The sequence below is a fragment of the Providencia sp. PROV182 genome (assembly GCF_028480325.1).
GTDB classification, from domain to species: Bacteria; Pseudomonadota; Gammaproteobacteria; order Enterobacterales; family Enterobacteriaceae; genus Providencia; species Providencia hangzhouensis.
The window spans coordinates 1-17,031 of sequence record NZ_JAMPOL010000012.1 but is presented as its reverse complement, the minus strand read 5'-3'; the positions used below and the strand labels follow the sequence as shown (position 1 = coordinate 17,031).

At 41.4% G+C, this 17,031-nt stretch carries 17 protein-coding genes and 1 riboswitch; of the genes, 7 read left to right on the top strand and 10 right to left on the bottom strand.

Annotated features, from left to right (window positions below):
- Positions 1-96: 96 nt before the first annotated feature.
- The gene (locus tag PR834_RS10640) at positions 97-1,488 is read left to right on the top strand and encodes an L-cystine transporter (protein WP_004263624.1); all 1,392 of its coding nucleotides are present in this window, start codon (positions 97-99) and stop codon (positions 1,486-1,488) included.
- A 246-nt stretch (positions 1,489-1,734) separates the two neighbouring features.
- Positions 1,735-2,124 carry a YkgJ family cysteine cluster protein gene (locus tag PR834_RS10635; RefSeq protein WP_094961737.1) on the top strand — a complete coding sequence of 130 codons (390 nt, stop codon included), beginning with the start codon at positions 1,735-1,737 and terminating at the stop codon, positions 2,122-2,124.
- Positions 2,125-2,219: 95 nt separating this feature from the next.
- Here the strand turns inward: PR834_RS10635 and PR834_RS10630 are convergent, their stop codons facing one another.
- Positions 2,220-3,224, bottom strand: coding sequence for a luciferase-like monooxygenase (locus PR834_RS10630; RefSeq protein WP_272536642.1), 1,005 nt, complete (start codon positions 3,222-3,224; stop codon positions 2,220-2,222).
- Positions 3,225-3,403: 179 nt separating this feature from the next.
- Here PR834_RS10630 and PR834_RS10625 point away from each other — a divergent pair, with 179 nt between their 5' ends.
- Both PR834_RS10625 and PR834_RS10620 read left to right on the top strand, forming a co-directional pair.
- Positions 3,404-3,799: a hypothetical protein gene (locus tag PR834_RS10625; RefSeq protein WP_272536641.1), complete on the top strand. Its 396-nt coding sequence runs from the start codon at positions 3,404-3,406 to the stop codon at positions 3,797-3,799.
- A gap of 379 nt (positions 3,800-4,178) precedes the next feature.
- Positions 4,179-4,367, top strand: coding sequence for a YegP family protein (locus PR834_RS10620; protein ID WP_004263611.1), 189 nt, complete (start codon positions 4,179-4,181; stop codon positions 4,365-4,367).
- A 144-nt stretch (positions 4,368-4,511) separates the two neighbouring features.
- On the opposite strand, the gene PR834_RS10615 is transcribed toward PR834_RS10620, so the two are convergent.
- Both PR834_RS10615 and PR834_RS10610 read right to left on the bottom strand, forming a co-directional pair.
- Positions 4,512-4,829, bottom strand: a complete 318-nt coding sequence (locus tag PR834_RS10615) for an AzlD domain-containing protein (protein ID WP_172767286.1) — start codon at positions 4,827-4,829, stop codon at positions 4,512-4,514.
- A gap of 2 nt (positions 4,830-4,831) precedes the next feature.
- Positions 4,832-5,497, bottom strand: a complete 666-nt coding sequence (locus PR834_RS10610; protein WP_272536640.1) for an AzlC family ABC transporter permease — start codon at positions 5,495-5,497, stop codon at positions 4,832-4,834.
- A gap of 82 nt (positions 5,498-5,579) precedes the next feature.
- Here PR834_RS10610 and PR834_RS10605 point away from each other — a divergent pair, with 82 nt between their 5' ends.
- A complete protein-coding gene (locus tag PR834_RS10605; protein WP_144140111.1) occupies positions 5,580-6,140 on the top strand; it encodes a helix-turn-helix domain-containing protein in 561 nt (186 codons plus the stop codon).
- Positions 6,141-6,207: 67 nt separating this feature from the next.
- Positions 6,208-6,384 (top strand): DUF2526 family protein, encoded by a 177-nt coding sequence (locus PR834_RS10600; RefSeq protein ID WP_196724778.1) that lies wholly within the window; start codon positions 6,208-6,210, stop codon positions 6,382-6,384.
- Positions 6,385-6,511: 127 nt separating this feature from the next.
- Here PR834_RS10600 and PR834_RS10595 read toward each other — a convergent pair whose 3' ends face one another.
- The 6 genes from PR834_RS10595 to dalD form a co-directional block, all read right to left on the bottom strand.
- Positions 6,512-7,696 (bottom strand): amidohydrolase, encoded by a 1,185-nt coding sequence (locus PR834_RS10595; RefSeq protein WP_272536639.1) that lies wholly within the window; start codon positions 7,694-7,696, stop codon positions 6,512-6,514.
- A gap of 56 nt (positions 7,697-7,752) precedes the next feature.
- Positions 7,753-8,988 (bottom strand): Zn-dependent hydrolase, encoded by a 1,236-nt coding sequence (locus PR834_RS10590; RefSeq protein WP_272536638.1) that lies wholly within the window; start codon positions 8,986-8,988, stop codon positions 7,753-7,755.
- Between the two features lie 6 nt (positions 8,989-8,994).
- Entirely contained in the window at positions 8,995-10,218 is a 1,224-nt protein-coding gene (locus PR834_RS10585) for a hypothetical protein (protein WP_004263585.1), read from the bottom strand.
- Between the two features lie 640 nt (positions 10,219-10,858).
- Positions 10,859-12,148 (bottom strand): MFS transporter, encoded by a 1,290-nt coding sequence (locus tag PR834_RS10580; RefSeq protein ID WP_004263579.1) that lies wholly within the window; start codon positions 12,146-12,148, stop codon positions 10,859-10,861.
- 90 nt (positions 12,149-12,238) lie between these two features.
- Complete coding sequence (gene xylB, locus PR834_RS10575; RefSeq protein WP_004263576.1) at positions 12,239-13,708, bottom strand: xylulokinase; 1,470 nt, start codon at positions 13,706-13,708, stop codon at positions 12,239-12,241.
- Positions 13,709-13,719: 11 nt separating this feature from the next.
- Positions 13,720-15,108, bottom strand: a complete 1,389-nt coding sequence (dalD, locus tag PR834_RS10570) for a D-arabinitol 4-dehydrogenase (RefSeq protein ID WP_272536637.1) — start codon at positions 15,106-15,108, stop codon at positions 13,720-13,722.
- A 177-nt stretch (positions 15,109-15,285) separates the two neighbouring features.
- Between dalD and PR834_RS10565 the strand changes: the two genes are divergently transcribed.
- A complete protein-coding gene (locus PR834_RS10565; RefSeq protein ID WP_094961245.1) occupies positions 15,286-16,236 on the top strand; it encodes a sugar-binding transcriptional regulator in 951 nt (316 codons plus the stop codon).
- 1 nt (position 16,237) lies between these two features.
- Here the strand turns inward: PR834_RS10565 and crcB are convergent, their stop codons facing one another.
- Positions 16,238-16,618 (bottom strand): fluoride efflux transporter CrcB, encoded by a 381-nt coding sequence (crcB, locus tag PR834_RS10560; protein ID WP_004263566.1) that lies wholly within the window; start codon positions 16,616-16,618, stop codon positions 16,238-16,240.
- 236 nt (positions 16,619-16,854) lie between these two features.
- Positions 16,855-16,924, bottom strand: a riboswitch (Fluoride riboswitch).
- Positions 16,925-17,031 lie beyond the last annotated feature (107 nt).

Genomic DNA, 17,031 nt, shown 5'->3' with positions numbered 1-17,031 from the left:
CATATAACCAGTTGTTTGAAGCAACTAAATCCTTATAACCAATAAGGACTAAAGGGCAAGTAACATACCTTATAAAAATATGATTTGGAGTTCGGAATGAATATTCCTCTAATTATTAATGTGCTCGGCTTTGTAGCACTACTAATACTGTTGGCAAAACTAGGGGCTAAAGGCTGGAGCCTATCTAAAAAAGTGTTAGTCGGTCTGGTTTTCGGTGTTGCCTATGGGGTAGTACTGCACCTCGTGTATGGTAGTGGCCACCAAACGGTAAAAGACTCCATTCTGTGGTTTAATATTGTCGGAAATGGTTATGTGCAGCTATTACAAATGGTGATTATGCCATTGGTATTTGCTTCAATACTAAGTGCAGTGGCAAGGCTACATAAAGCTTCTTCGCTAGGTAAAATTAGCTTTTTAACAATTGGCACCTTGTTATTTACCACAGCTATTGCGGCGTTAGTTGGTATTTTAATTGCCAATTTATTCGGCCTGACTGCCGAAGGTTTAGTGCAAGGTCAATCCGAAACAGCACGTTTATCAGCAATAGAAAGCAACTATATTGGGAAAGTTTCTGACTTAACCGTGCCTCAGCTAATCTTATCGTTTATTCCAAAAAATCCATTTGCAGATTTAACTGGTGCAAACCCAACGTCAATTATTAGTGTCGTTATTTTTGCTGCTTTCTTAGGTGTTGCCGCACTGCAACTGTTTAAAGATGATAAAGAGCGTGGTGAAAAAGCCTTAGCAGCGATTGATGTTATGCAAGCTTGGGCAATGAAATTAGTTCGCTTGGTCATGCGTTTAACGCCATATGGTGTGATGGCGCTGATGATTAAAGTCGTAGCAAGTTCAAACTTGCATGACATCATCAACCTAGGCACTTTTGTTATTGCGTCCTATGTTGCGTTAGGCATTATGTTTGTTGTACATGGTATTTTAGTGGCGACGACTGGCTTAAACCCTATTAAATTCTTTAAGAAAGCGGGCCCGGTTCTGACATTTGCATTCACTAGCCGTTCAAGTGCTGCAAGTATTCCACTAAATATTGAAACACAAACACGTCGTTTCGGTATTCCTGAATCGATTGCTAGCTTCTCTGCATCGTTCGGAGCAACAATTGGGCAAAATGGTTGTGCGGGTATTTACCCTGCAATGTTAGCCGTGATGGTCGCACCGACAATGGGTATTAATCCATTCGACCCGCTGTGGATTGCGACATTAGTCGGTATCGTGACTATCAGTTCCGCAGGTGTCGCGGGTGTTGGTGGCGGTGCAACTTTCGCCGCGTTAATTGTACTACCAGCGATGGGCTTACCAGTTACATTAGTTGCTCTGTTAATTTCAGTTGAGCCATTAATTGATATGGGTCGTACTGCATTGAATGTCAGTGGTTCAATGACAGCAGGCACAGTGACTAGCCAGTTGATGGGTGAAACAGATAAAGCAATATTCAATCAAAATGATGACGCTGATTTAAAACATGTTTAATTTATCATTATGATTCAAACGAAACCTGCCTTCTGGCAGGTTTTTTTATGATTATGATAAGTATGTGAAATTTATTTACCTTGGGGAATATCAAAAAAATCAGTTTTTTGTGCTGAATAATATTGCAATAAACTGGAATAACGTAAGATAATAAAGCCTGAGCAACGTTTTCTTGAGCTTCCTGCTTGTGTTGCGTCAACCCATTTTCTATGGGTATTTTATCAACATCATTTATGGTTTTTTAATATGACTAATAATGTCCATATCCTAAAAACTGATCCTTCAGATAACCCTTGTGTAAGCTGCGGTGCATGTTGTGCCTATTTTCGTGTCTCTTTTTATTGGGCTGAGGCTGAAAGTGGGGGTGGTGTTGTACCACAACATTTAACTGAGCAAATAACCCCATTTATGAGTTGTATGCAGGGAACAAACCAAAAACATAATACGCGTTGTAGCGCTTTAGAGGGCACCATTGGAGAATGCGTGTCATGTTCGATATACACACAAAGGCCTACACCTTGCCGCGAGTTTGAACAATCTTGGCAAGATGGTATTTACAATGAGGCGTGCGATAGAGCACGTGCTGCTCATGGTTTACCCCCTTTAGAGCCTCATCAACCACAAATAGCGTGCTAGCCGTCAATGACCCAGATTTTTCTGGGTTATCTCTTTTTTGAGCCAAATCTGAAAAATGCGTCCTTGCACACGTGTTAATCATCCAGCTATTTAAATTACATGATTTCGTTCATTACCTGCATCGCCAACTCAAAAGAGTATAAACGAGCTTGATGATCAAAAATTTGGCCATTTACCATAATTTCATCCGCTTGAGTTTGCCGTAATATCGTATCCAACCCATGACGTACCTTGGTTTTATCCCCTACCAATGACATGCCTAATGCTTGTTGAACACCAAATTTTTCAGCGGGTGACCAAATATTTTCCATACTCTCAACAGGTGCAGGCAATTGAGAAGGTTGACCACGACGTAACATAACAAAGGCTTGCTGCATCGACGTAAATAAAAACTCTGCTTCACGTTGAGTATCCGCGGCAATGATATTGATACAAACCATCGCATACGGCTTAGAGAGTCTCTGAGATGGCTGGAAATTAGCACGATAAACTTCCAACGCCTGTAATAATAAATCAGGGGCAAAATGAGAAGCAAAAGCAAAAGGAAGCCCCATTTGCGCGGCTAACCTTGCACTGTATAAACTTGAACCTAACAACCAAACCGGAATTTTTTCACCAAAGCCTGGCACTGGACGCACTGCTGGGTCTGGGTTTATAGCATCAAACCAATTAATAATTTGCGCAACATCTTGCGGGAAATTATCGATATCCGTATTCATATGGCGGCGTAAAGCTTGCATCGTTCGCTGATCACTTCCAGGAGCACGCCCTATGCCTAAATCAATACGTTCAGGGTAAAGTGTGTTTAGTGTGCCAAATTGCTCTGCGATCACCAACGGGGAATGATTCGGCAACATAACGCCACCAGAACCTAAACGTAAATTGTGAGTATTTGCGGCAAGATAGCCTATTAACACCGAAGTCGCCGCGCTAGCAATCCCAGTCATATTATGGTGTTCCGCAAGCCAATAGCGGTGGTAACCGAGTTTTTCTGCTAATTGAGCAATATCAAGGGAATGAGCAAAGGCCTCTTTCGCCGTCGAACCCTGAATGATTGGCACAAGGTCGAGTAAAGAAAGGGGAATTTTTTTATCTGACATACACACTCACTTTGTTAGAATTTTGTTGAACCTAACTTACCATCCTAGACTATCCCCTTTGATGTCTCCAGCACTGAAATTTGTATTAGCACAAGTAGTCTAAAAATGTAAATTACCGTCTAATAAGCCACTGTTTTATATAAATTATGGTTCAAGCTTGAATAAAAAGTGCAGTAATTATGGAGCTTCCGTCAGGGGAGGTAAAAGCGATTGCGAGACAATATGAATTGATGAATGATTTGCCCATCACCAATACAGAGGATACTGAAATGAAAAAATTAAATACCGGTTTATTAGCTTTAGCATTATTAACCGTCGGCTTTACCGCAGCAGCAAATGGCGTTAACCACAAAATGCCTCGTCAGCACATGAGTAATCATCACAATATGGTATATAGCGTTGCGGAACAAACGATGACACCAAATGAAACTGCAAAAAAGCTGGCCAATAATGCGCCCAAAATTGAAGATGGCAAACGCTATATTGTCAAAGTTACAGTGATGGAAGTCCCTGAATTTAAACCAATGAATGCCATGCCAACACCAGAGCCAATTCGTGTCCCAGCTACACAGTAATAATGGTATCAATAAAAATTAATTAAGTTATCGGCAAAACCTTTTATATTGATAAGTACAACCAGATAGCACCTATCAATAAAAGCCGATATCTTATCCAGACAATAAAGAGTTCTACACTCTAAATAACTCATGGTGCAGTTAGGCGACGAATGAATTCCGTCAACAACGCTGTAACTTGAATTATGACGAGTATATATATCCTACGATTGCCTCTGTATACCAGAGGCTTTTTTTTAAAAAAGTTTCTCTGAATTGGACCTTCCTCTCTAGTAATAACACCTAATAGCGACTACTCTTAATTCAAGCAGATTGTTAATAACTGTAATTTATTAACACTTTGTTTGACATCCCTTAAATAGAAAATCAGGAGCTTATCATGGGGTATTTTGAATTAAAAAAATCCACTAAAGACGTTGCTCAGCCTTACTATTTCGTTTTAAAAGCAGCGAATCACGAAGTGATTGCAAAAAGTGAAATGTATGCATCTAAGCAATCTGCGCTTAAAGGGATTGCCTCTGTCCAAAAAAATGGCTCTTCTGAAACAATAAAAGATCTAACTGAGTAAGTTTCTGTGGCCCCAGTCTTCTGCGAATCGGGGCCACTTTTTTATCTGTTGGCTTATATAACTTACATAAATACACGCTATTGCAAGTAACACAATTTAAATTAATTGCTATTCAATTTAAGCACTAAGTAAATTAGCCACTAATCAAATGAACCTAAGTAACGCAGTAACAACCGCTGCTGACAACACAATGATAATAAATGGTTTTTTAAACCAAGTCAGTACACCTGCCACTAATACCCCTACAATTTTAGGCCAATCCGAAACTTCATCACCTGAAAATAACGTAGACGTTGCCGCAACTGAAAATAAAATAACAATGGCTGCTGCTGAAAATAATACTTTGCTATTCTCCGAAAGGACTACTCGACCGCGTAGCAAAGCCCCTGATGCTCGCATTAAATAAGTACCAACCGCCAACAACAGTATTCCGCTAATAATTAACCACGGGTTATTTGTCACTATTATTTCCTTATATAAACAACCAAGCTCAATAATGCCAGTAATACAGGGATCCCCGCTGGTAGTATCGGTGTCGTTGCAACAGCGATAACGGCACCGATAACGGCGGTTAACCGCAGGCGTTTATCCGATAACGCGGGCAATGAAAGCGCTAAAATAATCGCAGGGAACATCGCATCCATACCATATATATGAGTATCATTAATAAAGCTGCCCAATACCTCACCTATCACAACACCAATTGGCCAACACAATAGAATACCTATCCCACACAACCAAAAAGCCGCACGTTTTTCTGATTCAGTTTCTTGAGCTAAGCCAAATACAACACTCTCATCATTCATAATATGATAGCCCAATAGCGACTTTGCTCCCTTCCCCGTTAAATCACTCGTTGCAAAACTAAAGGGGATATGTCGTGAATTGACTAATAACCCCGCGAGTGCAGCAGAAAGCGGACTTCCACCAGCAAAAATCACGCCGATAAACAAAAACTCGGACGCCCCTGCGAGCACTAAAATAGATAAAGTCACTGGTATCCACCAGTCAAATTCCTGTGAAAGCGCCAATGCACCATAAGAAATGCCAACAATTAAGTCAGCAAAACAGACAAGAGCTATATTTTTCACTGTGCTATGATTTAGCTTTGAGCTTATTGAAGTTAGCATTCCTAGGCCGTTCGATATATAATACGTTTGTTCATTATGTCGATAGATAGTATAAAGTGCAATCTAAATAGGAAAATTAAAATTGAATCTACCTTCACCTCCCATTGAGTTGATTTCAAAAGCCCTTGTTCGTGAAAGACAAAAAAGCGGGCTATCCCTATCAGAGCTATCTCGCAAAGCGGGTATCGCTAAATCTACACTTTCTCAATTGGAATCAGGTAGTGGTAACCCAAGTATTGAAACCTTATGGGCTCTTTGTGTGGCGTTGGATATTCCTTTCGCACGGCTAATTGAAGAAAAGCAAGAAGCTGTCACAGTGATCCGCCATGGAGAGGCGATACCGGTCAGTGCCGAACACGCGAATTATTTGGCCTTTTTACTCTCATCAGCTCCCGCAGATTCGCGACGTGATATTTATACTGTGGTTGCCCAGCCCGGTCGTGATCGTATTTCAGAACCTCATATGCATGGCGTCAGCGAGCACATCATTATTATGTCTGGCAGAGCGTTAGTCGGCCCATTGGATAACCCTGTTGAGCTACAAGTTGGGGACTATATTCACTACCCCGGAGATGAGCCACATATAATGCGAGCCTTAGAACCGAATACAATGGCAGTTATGGTGATCGATAAACAAAATTAATCGCCTATCTAGCCCAATAGATTTTGCGTTATTATAGCTTTAGTGAATATTAATTGGAGCCTGTGTTATGTCCTACTATGATGAAATTGTTGAAAAAGTAAACCAATTGATTGATGAAAATTCAGTTCATAAGATGAATGAAATGCTGATGCAGCTATCCCATGACCCACAAATCAACCAAGAACAACGTTTTGAACAACAACAGCGCTTAAGAGAAGCTATTTTTATTCATCACAACGAATAGCAGCCAAATATATGGCCGCTATTCGTACTCTTAACGGATCTTAATAACCAAAACAAATAGGCAGTAGGGTTAGTGGTAACCCCGGTATTGGTAAAATAACTAGCCCTAATAGCATTAACATACTCAATTAAAACTCCTGTTGCTGTAAATAACTCCACGCATACTGGGCATGAAGTTCAGCACCTGTCGCCATCGTGTCTTCATCAATATTAAAACAACCATGATGATGTGCCCATTGAGTGTCCTTTTCGGCATTTCCTGTGCCTAACAGAGCAAAGCACCCCGGGATGTTTTCAATGTAGAAGCTGAAATCTTCACCACCCGGTGTTGGTCTTTCGTTAATCAGAGCTTGCTCACCAAAAGCTTGTGAAATGACTGATTGAGCCAGTAGCGCACTGCGCTCCTCATTGATAACCGGTAATGTCCCATAGATATAATCAACCTGTACAGTCGCCCCATAAATAGCCGCAGTGTGCTCGGCATAACGGCGGATCGCAGCTTCGATGCGGTTACGAGTTTCGATATCAAAACAACGTACCGTACCATCCAATACTGCATTTTCTGCAATAACATTGAAGCGTGTCCCGACATCCATTTTACCTATCGTGACCACGGCTGAGTCTAAAGATGAGGTTTCTCGGGACACAATCGCTTGTAAATTCATGACAAATGCTGAAGCAACAACTGCTGCATCAATAGTTGCTTCTGGCATAGAACCATGACCACCACGGCCTTTAAAAGTGACTTTCAGTAAATCAGCAGAAGCAAAAGACCCACCCACATTACAAGATACTTTTCCTGATGGTGTGGTTGTCCAAATATGCATACCAAAAACGTTATCCACATTTTCGATTGCGCCTTGTTTGATCATGGCTAATGCGCCTTGAGCAATCTCTTCTGCAGGTTGGAAAATTAAACGCACATTGCCGGCTAATTCTTCTCGCACCTCATACAATGCTTTGGCTGCCGTTAATAGCATTGCCGTATGCGCATCATGACCACAAGCGTGCATTTTGCCTTCAATAGTCGATTTATATTCTAATGAATCATTCAACTCCAAAACTGGTAATGCGTCTATATCTGCACGCAGAGCAACTGTTTTACCTGGCTTACCGCCTTTAATTTCCGCAATAACACCGGTAGGCTCGGTTAGCCGATACTCGATTCCGATTTTGTCTAATTCTTCAGCAATACGTTGCGTGGTGCGTACTTCTTCAAACGGTAGCTCAGGGTGAGCGTGTAGATCTCGACGAAAAGCAATCATTTCAGGTGTATATTTTTTGATTGCGGCTGTAATTGTTTTATTAATCATTTTTCTACCTTTTACCCTATTGCTCAACCAGATACTGAATCTGGCTCACTTATTAATTAACATTCTATTAATGACTTAACGGTAGCAAACATCACATCTGCTCCTCGCGCGATTTGTGCATAATCCGTCCATTCATCTGGGTGATGGCTTAACCCATTACGACTTGGCACAAATATCAGTCCCGTTTGAGTTATGCCTGCAAAAATCATAGTGTCATGCCCCGCGCCACTGACCATTGAACGAAAACGTAAGTTTTGGTCGCTGGCATGTTGTTGCATTAGTTGATGAATATCACTATTGAGCTCCGTTGGCTGAACATATAACGGCTGAACAATATCGCTTGAAATCGCTAACGAATTGCTAACCTGTTCTGTTAATTCGATTATTTGTTCAATCACTTTACGTAACGAAATGTCATTTTTAGAGCGAATATCGACGCTAAAAGTGACTTCGCTTGGGATGACATTCGCCCCATTAGGTAATACTGATAACCGGCCTACGGTCGCAACCGTATTATCCCCTGCCGCCTTTGCTAGTTCAGGAATATGACTAATAATTTGGCTTGCACACACTAATGCATCGGCTCGCATATTCATCGGCGTAGTACCTGCATGGCCTGCTTTACCTGTCAGTTTAATCTCTAACTGACTGATACCTACGATAGTTTCTACGATCCCTATATCTTCATTTGCCTGTTCTAACACCGGGCCTTGTTCGATGTGTAATTCTAAAAATGCTTTGACCTTTTTAGGGTCGAGCACAGCTTGTGATGCATGATCAGCATTGAACCCTGCCTCTGCCATACGCTGCGCCGCACTTACACCCTGCCTATCTTTGAGTTGGTATAATTCTTTTGTACCAATCAAACCCGTTATCACACTTGAAGCCATCAAACCCCGGCCAAAACTGGTCCCTTCTTCTTCAACCAAGGCAATGACTTCTAAGGGATATTTCGGAGTTAAGTTTTGTTCACGAATACGCGCTACGACATCCAAACCTGTAACAATCCCTGCCGGGCCATCAAATGCCCCACCATGAGGAACAGAGTCAAAATGAGACCCCACAATCACCGCAGGCAAATCAGGTTGCTGGCCTTCTAAGCGCCCATAAATATTACCAATAGCATCTTCTCGAACTTGTAATCCTAAAGCGCGCATTTCTTGTTTTAGGTAATCACGCGCTTGTTTATCTTGTTCGCTATAGCTCATCCGAGTAGTGCCCTGCCCCGGTGTTGCAGTGTATTCTGCTAACTGTTCTAAATGACGCTGAATTCTTGAAGTACTTGTTTCCATTATTTTTTACCCTGCAATTGGAACAATATAAGCCACCATAATACCTGCTAATACAACAGAAACCATGGTCACAGAAATAAAGCCACCAACTAGCATCGGCCCTAACATATGGCTAGTTAATACTTGGCGTTCTTTTTCATCTTTCGTTAATGCGTTGATCGCTTCGTTAGTAATGATGTAGTCAGCAGGGAAACCATATAAAGCCGTTAGAGCAACAGCAAATGCCATTTCTTTGGTAACGCCTAATATTTTACCAACCACCCATGATGCAAGGTACATTCCAATAACCGCTGCACTAATTAACACCACCATCGGATAAACTAGACGCAATAACATATCAGGAGTCGCATGGTTTAATGTATCGAAGATAAATAACATTAAGGCCATAATGGCGAACCCAAAACCATTGGCTTTTTGTAATGGTTGTCTTTCTAAGAAACCTAACGAAGAGGCAATAACACCAAATAATAAACACAATACAAATGGGCTAATACTCACATAAGGGGCTGCAAAAGATGAGGCTAAATAAGCCAAATACCCTACCGCAGCTAAGCGTAAGAATTTAAAATAGCTGGTGTTATAGTGGTTAGGGATTTTCTTGAACATACGTGGCATTTCATCTTCAGATACCACTGCTTTAACTTCAACATCTTTTGCGCCATCAACAGATAATGTTTCTTGCCATTGGCCATTGCGATATTTTTCTAGAACTCGACGCCCTTCTTTTTTTAACATCACGGCAGTGAGTGGATAACCTGCAAACCCCTGCATAACGTAAATTAAAATAGCGAAAACCGAAAGGTCAACTAAACCTGCCTCAGCAGCACCTTTTGACATAATTAGCGAAGAAACGATTCCACCAACTAACGGAGGAACTGCAACTAATACAGTATTTAAATCAAATAAGGCAATACCGACAATAAAGGTCAAGAAAATAATGCCTAAAATCCCAGCTAAGGAGATAAGAATAGTTTTCCATTGGCGCAACAATTCTTTTAACGATAATAAGGTTCCCATATTTGTAATTAACAAATACATTAAGGTAACCGCAACGACTTGAGGAATACCGGCAATACTCACAATATCTTTTGGGAAAATAGTCCAATAACCTAAAAGAAAGAGCACTGCGCATACAAATACGGAGGGAATCCAAGCCTTAGTTCTAACGGCTATAGCATCCCCAATATATAATATCCCCACTATCAGAAACAGAGCTAACATCTGTGACATAACTTTTTCCCCGCACTTATCTTTTTTTATTAGATTATTTTTTGGTATTGAAAACTATTAATTTTAATTAAGGTTAGATTATAAATTTTATTTGGCGCAACAAAACACCAATATAGAGAGTATTTCGCTACAAATACACGAAATTGCAACAAAATTCATCATAACACCGAAAATTCAGATGTATAGAGAGCCAAACAGGATTTAAACAGCTTGGAATAAAGGTATGCAGTGAACTAAATAGTCAGATATAACATTGAAAGGGGTCAAGCACCTTAATATTCTCTAAATGCAGGTTTATAAGCTAATATTTTATGTCATTTAACTTATTATTTACAAACAAATCAACTATAGTTTATTTTTTAATCTATGAAATTATATTCTATTGTCCATGGCTGTATTTTCAATAAATATCGTAATAAGATGAAAAATCACCTTATAAATATGACCAATATTTCTATTTATAGGAAATATTCTACTTTATTTTATTTTTAAACCGTTTCTCTTTATATTGCTGTTGAAAAGGATGATATCCCTTCATCTCCAATTTAGTTTGTTTTGGCAATAAAGTTTATTTAAACAAAGAAAAACCCCATAGATAATTCACTACCTACAGGGTTTAATGAGTAATAGATAAAGTAATTTAATGACTAGTTTGTTGTTCAGCCGCTACCTTAGCTGGTTTTATTTTGCGATTATTTTCAAAGCCGGGTTGTGGCACTTTAATAAAGAATGTCAGTATTCCTGCAAAGATATACAAACCTGTATATGCCCAAACAACACCCACAATATCAAAGAAAGGCAATACTAAACTGGCTATTGCCGGTGCAGCAAAATTACTCAGCCCCGCTGAAAGGTTATAAATTGAGACCGCAGCACCTTTATGGTGTGGCTCAATACTTGGGAATACCGCCGTCATTGGAACAAATGCAGCCACAAAAATACCTAATAAAATGGCGGGTATTAATGCGATGGCAAAATTATGACCAAAATAAACCGGTAAGTAATAAAACATTAAGCTGGATATTGCCATACCTAGGCACCCAAACCACCTAACTTGGCGGATCCAACCAATATGTTCACCAACAATTCCCCAAAAAATATTCGTAAAAATAGTGACAAAGAAGAAAACCGCCCAAATCTGTAACCATTCAGAGATGGTGAACCCTAAGCGGTCAACAAAGAGTAATGGCATGATGATTGCAAAACCAAACAACGAAATAGTGTTGATAATGCGGATTAAACTTGCCATAAAGATGTCTTTGTTGGTAAATAAAATGGTGGCAGCCCGCGACAATTCAGCCATTTTATCTTTCATGGGTAAATTAACTTTGGAGCGATCAACTGGAATGTTACGTAGGCTAAAATAAGCAATTGCGCCACCAATAGCGACCCAACCGATGGCCATCCATAATGTTCCTGTTTCACCCATCATTGGGATTGAAAAACTAGGCAGATAACTGCCGATAACACCAATACCTACCGAGTACATCGCCCAGAACCAACCCGTAGCCGCAGCAAGATGCGCTCGAGGGATGACTTGCACCAGCATCATCATAAATGAATAAATAAACAATGGATAAGCCAGCCCACGAATACCATAGAATAACAGCATCAAGGTATAGCTTTTCATACCGAGACCAAATGCCATAAATAAGGCATGCATGACAATCCAGAGAATAAACCCGATCATCATGGCTTTTAGGGGGGTGATAATTTCAGCCACAACACCAGATGCCCACGCCGCAACGGCTGCCATTAAACCATAGACAGTAAATACCATCGCGGATTGCGCCGGTGTAAACCCTAAATCAGTAATATGTTTTGATAAAAAAGCCATTTCAAAGCCATCACCACTCATAAAGATAGCGATGGCAATAAAACCCCAGAACAAATGCTTAGGTAGACCAAGCCAATACTGCTTCTGTTCCATTGCAGTTTCCTCATTTTAATTTTGTTATTTTAATCAATCGCGAAGAGATAACCGTGGCGGTGATATGTAGGGAAACACCGCCACACTCGCCTACTGCGGCAATAATTCCCTTGCTTGTTTTTGCTGTTGGTATAATAAACGGAAAACATCAAGCCGTTGATTTAACCAAGTTTGGCACTGTTTTTGTGGTAAATAGGTACTCAGCACTTCTGGTTTTTGGCACACGGTTTCTGTATTACCGCCGTCCGCCAGCCATGCCAAACGAGCCGCACCTAAAGCCCCCGACGAACTCGCCGGGTGAGTCACAATCGGTATATCGATAACATCAGCAATAAGCTGCGCCCAAACAGGACTTCGTGCTCCTCCCCCTGTTAAGCTACACTGGCTAATTTGCGTTCCCGTTTGCGTTAAAACCTGCATGCCATCCGCCAGAGCGAAGGTCACTCCTTCAATCACCGCATAACCAAGCTGAGCACGCGTTGTTTCATTTTTTAACGCAAAGAATGAGCCCATTGCGTAAGGGTCATTATGGGGTGTTCTTTCCCCTGATAGGTAAGGCAAAAATACTGGCGCTTGCTTCTTCTCGTCATCGGTCAATTGCCCCACTTCATCCATTAGCTGGTTTTCCGTTGTGGAAAGAAGCTGGCAAAGCCAACGCAAACAGTTGGCAGCACTTAACATCACACTCATTTGGTGCCAACGATTTGGCAATGCATGAGCAAATGCATGGACGCCTTGGTGTGGTGCTGCTTGTAGCTGATTATTAACCACAAAAATGACGCCAGAGGTGCCCAAAGAAATTAGAGCATCTCCGTCATTAACCGCACCAACACCAACAGCAGAAGCCGCATTATCACCGCCTCCACCAGCGATAATTACATCGGCGCTGAGCCCCCATTGGGAAGCTAAATCCGCCCGTAACACACCGCTTTTTTCAGCGCCTTCAACTAAAGAAGGCATTTGTTCACGAGTTAAATTAGTTGCAGCCAATAGTTCATCAGACCAATCACGCTTAGCCACATCTAGCCATAATGTGCCCGACGCATCAGACATATCACTGGTAAATTGACCAGTCATTTTCCAACGTAAATAATCTTTAGGAAGCAATACCTTAGCAACTTGTTTGAATATTTCTGGTTCATGGCGTGCGACCCACAATAACTTGGGCGCCGTGAAACCTGGCATCACTAAATTAGCACCAATCGTTAGAAACTCAGGGTGATTTGCCATTAACCATTCACATTCCTTCGCACTGCGGGTGTCATTCCATAAGATACAGTCACGAAGTACTTGGTGTTCGCTGTTTAATAATACTGCGCCGTGCATTTGGCCCGATAAACCAATCGCTTTCACCGCTGCCCATGCTTCTGGGGCTTTTTGGCGCAAGGTAGCCGCAACCGCGTTAGTGGCTTCCCACCAACTATCTGGTGATTGTTCTGCCCATTGAGAATGTGGCCTTTGTACTGTTAATGCCATGTGACTTGAGGCAACAATTTCGCCCTGAGCATTAATTAATACGGCCTTAAGTTCTGAAGTGCCTAGGTCAATTCCGAGGTACATCGCCTTTCTCCTTACAGAGGTTGTTGAGGTGACTTGAGCCAATTTTCAACTTTTTCAACCGTGTTGCTCATCAATTCGTGGAATTCAGTAGAATGAGCGAGTGAGCCGAACAACATTTCACTTGAGACAAATTGCGACAATGCGTCACTGCTATTCATCATTTTTTGATATAGTGCCACATCCAACACACCATCCTGATATTCATAAGGTAATTCACCACGAGCCCAGCGCTGTAAAAATACGAAAAATAAAGCGGGCAGCACAGCCGTCGCAGCCGGAATCTGCTGACGCTGATAGCATTCTTGGAGTGTTGGCGTAATAAAACCAGGTATTTTTGATAAGCCATCTGCGGCTACACGTTGGTTAGTATCCTGAATATAAGGATTACTAAAGCGTGCGAGTACCACATCACGGTATTGTTCTAAATCGAGAGGACTCGGCGATAATGACGGGATCACATCTTGTGTCACATAATTCCATGCCATTTGTTTGATAGCAGATTGGCGGGTGCTTTCATCAATAAAGCTCAAACCGATTAAGGTGCCTGCCCAAGCAATGCAACTGTGGCTTGCATTCAGAATACGAATCTTCGCTTCTTCCCAAGGTAAAACGGACTCAACCATTTCTACATCGACATTTTCTAATGCAGGACGTCCATTAATAAAGTCATCTTCAATCACCCACTGAATGAATGCCTCTCCCATAACAGGTGCTTTATCATCCCAACCAGTATGCTGTTTTACACGTTCAGCCACATCTGGGGTTGGGCGAGGCGTGATCCTATCAACCATGGTATTCGGCGAACGCGTATTTTCTTTCACCCATTGGTACAGCTCAGTTTCACCTTTTAATTGTAAAAACGATAAAAAGCCGTGTCTAAAGCGTTCGCCATTGTGGCGCAAATTATCACAATTTAACAAGGTCACAGGTTCACCATGAGCCGCTAAACGTGCACGTAAAATTTGTGTTAATGCACCATATATCGTGCTCATTTTGCCCGTTAAATCCGCTTTAATGTCTGGCTGTTCTGCATCTAACTCATGCTGTGGGGTTAAATAATAGCCCGCTTCTGTGACTGTAAAAGCAATAACACGTGTTGCTTTATCACAACCTTGTTCCACTAACTGGCTTAAATTCTCATCCCAATGCAATACTTTGCACACTGAAGTAATTTTTTCATAATGACGCTCACCTTCAGGTGAAACTGTTTCAAGGGTATATTCCCCATTTTGCTTGGTTAAGTTATCAAGCAATGCATTCGCATCATTGCGAATATTCCCTAAGGCAATTGACCAACTATCATCCCCTTGTTGACACAAGCGGTGCAAATACCACGCTTGGTGAGCACGATGAAATGACCCAGCACCGATGTGCATCCACACTGATTTCTGCTTTAGCATTGTGACTCCTTACCCTAAAATTAAATAATTGCTATTTTTTTGGGCATATGCCCGTTTGTTATATTTTAGTTTCAATCTGATCACAATTACTGCGATAATGCTCACAGTATTGACTTTTGCCCTTTTAATAAACAATTGCCCAGAATTACAATAAGCGAAACCAGCAGGAGAATGTTCATGCAGAAAGAATTAAAAAAAATGGAACAAGCTGCACGTGCGGCATGGCTATATTTTGTGGCAGGCAAAACACAACAGGAAATTGCGCATGAACTTGGGCTATCAAGACAAGTCGCCCAACGCCTTATTTCATTAGCAAAAGAACAAGGTATGGTTCAGGTGCAAATCACGCACCCGATTACGGAGTGTTTAAGACTCGCTAATGAAATCCAGCAAAAGTATCACCTAACACATTGCTTTGTCGTCCCGTCAGGGCAACTAGATACAGAAGCGACACTCGACATGATTTCAGTGGCAGGTGCTGAGCTCATGGAGCAATTAATCGAACCCGATAAACCTCAAGTTATTGGTATCGGTTCAGGCAGAACATTACGCAGTATTATTGACGCTCTTCCTTACCTAGAAACCTCTCAGCACCAATGTGTTTCATTAATAGGTGCTATTGCCCGTGACAGCTCAGCAACACGTTATGATATTCCATTACGTTTTGCAGAAAAATTACAATGCCGACACTATATTCTACCTGCACCACTTTATGCTGATAGCCCAGAAGATAAAGCAATGTGGTGCCAACATCGCGTGTATAAGGAAGTCACGGAAAAAGCCTTGAATGCAGATATTACCTTTATTGGTATTGGCGAAGTCGGCAAAGGATGCCCACTCAATTCTGAAGGTTTCGTCACGGATGAACAATTGGAAATGTTGTTAGAAAAAGGTGTCGCCGCAGAGCTATTGGGGCATTTTATTCAAGCTAACGGTGAGCGACTTTCTACGGCTTTGGATGACACACACACCAGTGTCCCACTGTTCCCTTCCCCAAATAAGCCTGTGATCGCATTTGCGGGTGGTGTGCACAAAACAAAAGCCATTCAAGCCGTTATGAATGGCGGTTGGGTAACAGGTTTAGTGACCGATGAAGCCACTGCGCATCATTTATTAGCGAATAAATAAATTATCCCTGTGTCAGCCAATGATGGCATAACATACCAAGCAAGGTAAATATTAAGGCACCAATTACGTGGATAGCAATGGTGCTAATAGCGAAACCCAATTTACCTTCTTGGATTAGCACCAACACTTCGAGTGAAAAGGTCGAAAAGGTGGTAAATGCGCCGCAGAAGCCAGTCACAATGAATAATTTATAGGCAGGGCTAATATTTGCATTGGCAAAGTACGAAATGGCAAAACCAATGACAAAGCCGCCAACCAAATTGACCGCAACGGTACCTAGAGGAATATTTGGGTAAAGGTGATTGAGTCTTAGGCTAACAAACCATCTTAGCCATCCGCCAAGCACTGAACCAATCGCAATTGCAAATAATGAGGCATACATAGAAACTTCCTTTAATGTCTGGCGGGATAAATGAAAGGAAAGTCTCCCAGTTATACTCTAAATAATTCGAGTTACATGTAGGCGACAAACGAAGATAGTCCGATGAGCATACACAAGTATGTGATTCGGCTAGCGCAGTGCAGTCAACACCCATGTAACTTGAAGTATGACGAGTATAGATCATTTATGCCCTAAATTAGGGCACATAATACCTACGTACCCCATCAAATGAAAAGGTTAACGTAGGCATCATCAGCCCTCTACGGGCGGTTTTATATAAGGAGGAATGCCATCTCCCAAAGGTTTACATAAAAATAATAAGGCAACTAATTAGGTGATGCAAACCTATTTTATAATAGATACCCTAAATAGTTAGGGGTCATAACTAAGCAGAAAACGAATAAGTGAGTGTC

Excerpts from the sequence above, each read along its gene's own strand:
- PR834_RS10640 (WP_004263624.1), top strand. The coding sequence starts at position 97 with ATGAATATTCCTCTAATTATTAATGTGCTCGGCTTTGTAGCACTACTA.
- PR834_RS10635 (WP_094961737.1), top strand. The coding sequence starts at position 1,735 with ATGACTAATAATGTCCATATCCTAAAAACTGATCCTTCAGATAACCCT.
- PR834_RS10630 (WP_272536642.1), bottom strand. The coding sequence starts at position 3,224 with ATGTCAGATAAAAAAATTCCCCTTTCTTTACTCGACCTTGTGCCAATC.
- PR834_RS10625 (WP_272536641.1), top strand. The coding sequence starts at position 3,404 with ATGGAGCTTCCGTCAGGGGAGGTAAAAGCGATTGCGAGACAATATGAA.
- PR834_RS10620 (WP_004263611.1), top strand. The coding sequence starts at position 4,179 with ATGGGGTATTTTGAATTAAAAAAATCCACTAAAGACGTTGCTCAGCCT.
- PR834_RS10610 (WP_272536640.1), bottom strand. The coding sequence starts at position 5,497 with ATGCTAACTTCAATAAGCTCAAAGCTAAATCATAGCACAGTGAAAAAT.
- PR834_RS10600 (WP_196724778.1), top strand. The coding sequence starts at position 6,208 with ATGTCCTACTATGATGAAATTGTTGAAAAAGTAAACCAATTGATTGAT.
- PR834_RS10595 (WP_272536639.1), bottom strand. The coding sequence starts at position 7,696 with ATGATTAATAAAACAATTACAGCCGCAATCAAAAAATATACACCTGAA.
- PR834_RS10590 (WP_272536638.1), bottom strand. The coding sequence starts at position 8,988 with ATGGAAACAAGTACTTCAAGAATTCAGCGTCATTTAGAACAGTTAGCA.
- PR834_RS10585 (WP_004263585.1), bottom strand. The coding sequence starts at position 10,218 with ATGTCACAGATGTTAGCTCTGTTTCTGATAGTGGGGATATTATATATT.
- PR834_RS10580 (WP_004263579.1), bottom strand. The coding sequence starts at position 12,148 with ATGGAACAGAAGCAGTATTGGCTTGGTCTACCTAAGCATTTGTTCTGG.
- xylB (WP_004263576.1), bottom strand. The coding sequence starts at position 13,708 with ATGTACCTCGGAATTGACCTAGGCACTTCAGAACTTAAGGCCGTATTA.
- dalD (WP_272536637.1), bottom strand. The coding sequence starts at position 15,108 with ATGCTAAAGCAGAAATCAGTGTGGATGCACATCGGTGCTGGGTCATTT.
- PR834_RS10565 (WP_094961245.1), top strand. The coding sequence starts at position 15,286 with ATGCAGAAAGAATTAAAAAAAATGGAACAAGCTGCACGTGCGGCATGG.
- crcB (WP_004263566.1), bottom strand. The coding sequence starts at position 16,618 with ATGTATGCCTCATTATTTGCAATTGCGATTGGTTCAGTGCTTGGCGGA.